At 76.9% G+C, this 3,850-nt stretch carries 4 protein-coding genes; 3 read left to right on the top strand and 1 reads right to left on the bottom strand.

The features are described 5' to 3' along the window. Positions 1-277: 277 nt before the first annotated feature. The 3 genes from ABD944_RS42025 (at position 278) to ABD944_RS42015 (ending at position 2,927) form a co-directional block, all read left to right on the top strand. Positions 278-859, top strand: a complete 582-nt coding sequence (locus ABD944_RS42025; RefSeq protein ID WP_185026304.1) for a DUF5998 family protein — start codon at positions 278-280, stop codon at positions 857-859. Next, a complete protein-coding gene (locus ABD944_RS42020; protein ID WP_345187828.1) occupies positions 856-2,028 on the top strand; it encodes an alkaline phosphatase family protein in 1,173 nt (390 codons plus the stop codon). The genes ABD944_RS42025 and ABD944_RS42020 overlap by 4 nt, the downstream gene beginning before the upstream one ends. Positions 2,029-2,099: 71 nt before the next feature. Continuing rightward, complete coding sequence (locus tag ABD944_RS42015) at positions 2,100-2,927, top strand: sulfurtransferase (RefSeq protein ID WP_345187825.1); 828 nt, start codon at positions 2,100-2,102, stop codon at positions 2,925-2,927. A gap of 14 nt (positions 2,928-2,941) precedes the next feature. On the opposite strand, the gene ABD944_RS42010 is transcribed toward ABD944_RS42015, so the two are convergent. Further along, a partial coding sequence (locus ABD944_RS42010) for a CHAT domain-containing protein (protein ID WP_345187823.1) occupies positions 2,942-3,850 on the bottom strand: 909 nt, incomplete at its 5' end.

Raw genomic sequence — 3,850 nt, 5'->3', positions numbered from 1 at the left:
AGGGGCCGGGCGGGATCGGTCCGGGCGGCCGCGGCGCGGGGCCCGGGGCGGGGCCGTGCGGCGGCTCGGGGGGCACGGGGGGCTGCGGGGGAGGGGCCGGGTCCGGCGTGGGCGGCGGCACCGGCGGCGGGGTCGGCAGTGGATGCTCGTCCATGCCCACCCTGTACCCCGCACGCGGACGTTACCCGCACAAGGCCGTTACCCCGCACACGGACATATGACCGCGTGCCGCGGCGCTCATGTGCGCGTCCGGCCCCGGACAGGGCAGGATGGGGCCATGAGGGAAACCCGAGCGACCGTCAGTGGTCTGCGCACGGCGATCGAGCGCAGCGGTTACTACCCGGCCCTGGTCGCGGACGCGGTCGAGTCGGCCGTCGGGGACGAGCGCGTCACCGCCTACGTCGTCCACCACGAGGCGACCTTCGACCCCGCGATGGAGGTCCGGCGGCACGTGACCGTGCTCGTGCTGTCGGCGAGCCGGCTGCTGGTGTGCCACACCGACGAGCACCCGCCCGGCGAGGGCATGACGCGGCCGCACGCGTCCACCACCACCGAGGCCGTCAAGCTGGAGCGCGTCCAGTCGGTCGCGGTGACGCGGGTCGTCCCCGACCCGGCGTCCTACGTGCCCGGGGTGCCGCCCACGGAGGTCGTGCTGACCATCGGCTGGGGCGCCATCGCCCACATCGACCTCGAACCCGCGACGTGCGGCGACGAGAACTGCGAGGCCGACCACGGCTACACCGGCAGCGTGACGGCCGACGACCTGTCGCTGCGGGTCAGCGAGGCCGCGGACGGCGCGGACGCCGTGAGCCAGGTGCTGGCCTTCGCCGAGGAACTGTCCGCCGTGACCGCGCGGTGAGCGCGGCCGCCGCCGAGCGGCGCGGCGGGTCCGGCCGGGAGGAGGGGCCGGCCCTCTCCGAACCGCCCGTCCCGCGCTACGGCGAGGCCGCGCTGTCCGACCTGCCGTCCTCCGCGCTGGCAGCGCTGGGCGTCCCGGACGCGCCGAACGTCCTGGGCCTGCCCGCCGTGCCGCGCGTCTGCGTGCTGCTGGTCGACGGCCTCGGCTGGGAGCAGCTCCGAGCCCATCCCCGTGAGGCGCCGTTCCTGAACGCGATGGACGGCGGCCCGATCACGGCCGGGTTCCCGGCGACGACCGTCAGCAGCCTCGGCTCGCTGGCCACCGGCGCCCCGCCCGGCGAGCACGGTCTGCTCGGCGTGCAGATCGCGATCCCCGGCACGGGGCGGCTGCTGAACTGCCTGCGCTGGAACGACGAGACCGTCGACCCCGAGACGTTCCAGCCGGTCCCGACCGCCTACGGGCGGGCGGCCGCGCACGGCGTCGAGGTCGCCTACGTGGCGGAGCCCCTCTACCGGGGGTCCAGCCTCAGCCGCGCCACCACGCGCGGCGCCGACTACATCGCGGGGCGCGGCCCCTACCAGCTCGCCGACCGCGCCGGGCAGGCCCTGCGCCGCGGCGACCGGGCCTACGTCACCGTGTACTACGCCGAGCTCGACGCGACCGGCCACCGGTTCGGGGTCGGCTCCGCCGACTGGCGGCACATGCTCCGGTACGTCGACGGCCTCGCGCAGCGCCTCGCGGAGGGCCTGCCGCCGGGCTCGTCGCTGCACGTGACCGCCGACCACGGCATGGTCGACCCGGACGAGCGGATCGACGTCGACGCCGTCCCCGAACTGGCGGCGGGCGTCGCCCTGCTCGGCGGGGACGCCCGCGCCCGCTACGTTTACAGCGAGCCGGGCGCCCACGCGGACGTGCTCGCCGCCTGGACGGAGACGCTGAGCGGCAGGGCGTGGGTCGTGAGCCGCGAGCACGCCGTCGAGAACGGCTGGTTCGGCGCGATCGGCCCCGGGATGCTGGAGCGGATCGGCGACGTGGTCGCCGTCCCGCGCACCGGCCTCGCGATCGTGGCGTCCGAAAGGGAGCCGTGGCTGGACCAGATGGTCGGCATGCACGGCTCCCTCGTCCCGGCCGAGCAACTGGTGCCGCTGCTCACCGCGTCCCGGCCCTGAGATCCCGCGGAGTTGAGATGAACCCGGATTCGCCCCTCCCTAATCGGGGCAACGACGGCCAAACTGGCGATGTGCACCCTCTCATCGAAGTGCCCGCGCTGGACCGGCTGCTCCGACGGCAGGCGAACGTGGTCCTGCTGGACGTCCGATGGCATCTGGCGGGGCCGCCGGGGATCGAGTCCTACCGCAGGGGGCACCTGCCCGGCGCCGTGTTCGTCGACCTCGACCGCGACGTGGCCGGGCCGCCCGGTCCCGGCGGCCGCCACCCCCTGCCGGACCCCGCCGCCTTCGAGGCGGCGGTGCGCCGCGCCGGGGTCTCGGCCGACAGCCTGGTCGTGGTCTACGACGACGCCGACTCCACGGCCGCCGCCCGGCTGTGGTGGTCGCTGCGCTACTTCGGCCACGAACGGGTCCGCGTCCTGGACGGCGGCTACCGCGCCTGGGCCGAGGCCGGCCGCCCGGTGAGCACGGAGGAGCCCGAGGCCAAGCCGGGCGACTTCGTCGCCCACCCCGGCGGCCTGCCCGTCCTGGACGCCGAGGGTGCCGCGGAACTGGCCCGCGCGGGCGTGCTCCTGGACGCCCGCGCCGCCGAGCGCTACCGCGGCGAGCAGGAGCCGGTCGACCCCGTGGCCGGGCACATCCCGGGCGCCCGGAACGCTCCCACCTCAGGAAACGTCGGCGTCGACGGCCGGTTCCTGCCGCCCGGGCTGCTGCGCGAGCGGTTCGCGCAGCTCGGCGCCACCGACGCCCTCGACGTCGGCGCCTACTGCGGCTCGGGCGTCACCGCCGCCCACGAGATCCTCGCCCTCCACCTCGCCGGCATCCCGGCCGCCCTCTACGTCGGGTCGTGGTCGAACTGGGTGGCCGACCCCGGCAACCCGATCGCCGTCGGCGACTGACCCTCCGCCGGGGGTCAGCCCGCTCCCATGGCCAGGAAACCGGTCGTGGCCGGGGTCCGGGCGATGGCGGCCAGCGCCCGGGAGGGGGTCTTCCCGGCCGCCAGCGCGGTGTGGAAAGCGGTCATGAAGGCCGGGGTCGCGTCGTCCCGGACGGGCAGGACGCTGGCGATCACGGTGGCGGCGCCCAGGGCCAGCAGCGCGCCGGCCATGCCGAGGACGGCGTCCCCCTCGTCGGCGCGGCCGATGTCGCACGCGGACAGGACGATCAGGCGCGGCGGATCGGCCAGCTCGTCGAGGTCGTGGACCATGAGGGGGCCGTCGGCCAGGCGCAGCCGGGAGAACAGGGCGTTGCCCGGGTGGAACTCGCCGTGGGCGGCGATGTGGGCGAGGGCGGCCCCTTCCAGGGCGTCGCGGACGGGTTCGGCGCGGGCGTCCGGGCCGTCCAGGACGGCGGCGCCGGGGTGGAGGCGGCGGAGCGCGGCGATCTCGCGGTCGGCGTGCAGAAGATCCGGGCCCGCCACGAGGACGGTGCGCCCGCCGGACGGGGCGCGCGTGCGGGCGTGAAGCCAGGCCCCGGCGGACGGGACGACCGTGAACGGGCGCCCCGCCAGGGACGGGAGCGCCGCCCACGGCAGGCCGTGGAGGACCCCCGTCGGGGCGATGACCAGGTCGCGGTCGCCGAGGACGGGGGAGAGCGGTGCGAGCAGGAGGCCGTCGAGGCGCTCGGCCGCGCCCGTGAGCGAGGACGGCGCCGGCGGCCCGCCGTCCTCGGCGAGGCGGCACGCGGCGAAGCGGAGCAGGCCGGTCTCGCGGCGCGCCGCGTCGCCCGCGCCGAGGCGGTGGCGGCGGGTGCGGCCCCGCGCGACGGTGACGGTGCGCAGCTCGTCCCCGATCGCGGCGAGCTCGACGAGGGCGCGGTCGCC

The sequence above is a fragment of the Actinomadura verrucosospora genome (genome assembly GCF_039540335.1).
Classification (GTDB): Bacteria; Actinomycetota; Actinomycetes; order Streptosporangiales; family Streptosporangiaceae; genus Spirillospora; species Spirillospora verrucosospora.
This window is presented reverse-complemented; position numbering and strand designations above follow the sequence as displayed.